Below are 437 nucleotides of genomic sequence, written 5' to 3'. Positions count from 1 at the left end.
TCCAGTGATTGTTGAAATTGCGGGCCGTCGCTATGAACGTACTTATAGCTTGACGCAAATTGATGCAGAGCACTTACGTTTAACAGTTAAAAAAGTTGCTGATGGTATTGTCAGTAACTGGTTTATTGCAGAAAGCAAAATTGGTGATGTTTTTGAGCTTGGGCAGCCTTATGGTGACATGCAACAAAACATCCAGACACCGAAATTAATTATGTTGGCTGCTGGTAGTGGTATTACACCAATGTTGAGCTTAATCACAGCAATTAAGCAAAGCCAACAGTTAGAAAAAACGCAGGTTCAACTTTTATATTGGGTCAAACAGCGTTCTGATGCTGCTTTTACAGAGTACTTTGAACAAGTGGCTGAACAAAACCCAAACTTTAGCTATCAGGTGTTTTACACACAAGAAACGCCAAATGATGAACGTTTAAATGCCG

Annotated in this window: 1 protein-coding gene; it reads left to right on the top strand. The window is 39.6% G+C overall.

The genetic code is table 11. From position 1 onward, the window contains the following. A partial coding sequence (locus F7Q96_RS26675) for an FAD-binding oxidoreductase (protein ID WP_211923545.1) occupies positions 1 to 437 on the top strand: 437 nt, incomplete at both ends.

The organism is Cupriavidus gilardii (genome assembly GCF_008801915.1).
In the GTDB taxonomy this organism is placed as follows: Bacteria; Pseudomonadota; Gammaproteobacteria; order Burkholderiales; family Burkholderiaceae; genus Cupriavidus; species Cupriavidus gilardii.
The sequence above is the reverse complement of the archived record's forward strand: the minus strand, read 5'-3'. Positions and strand labels throughout refer to the sequence as shown.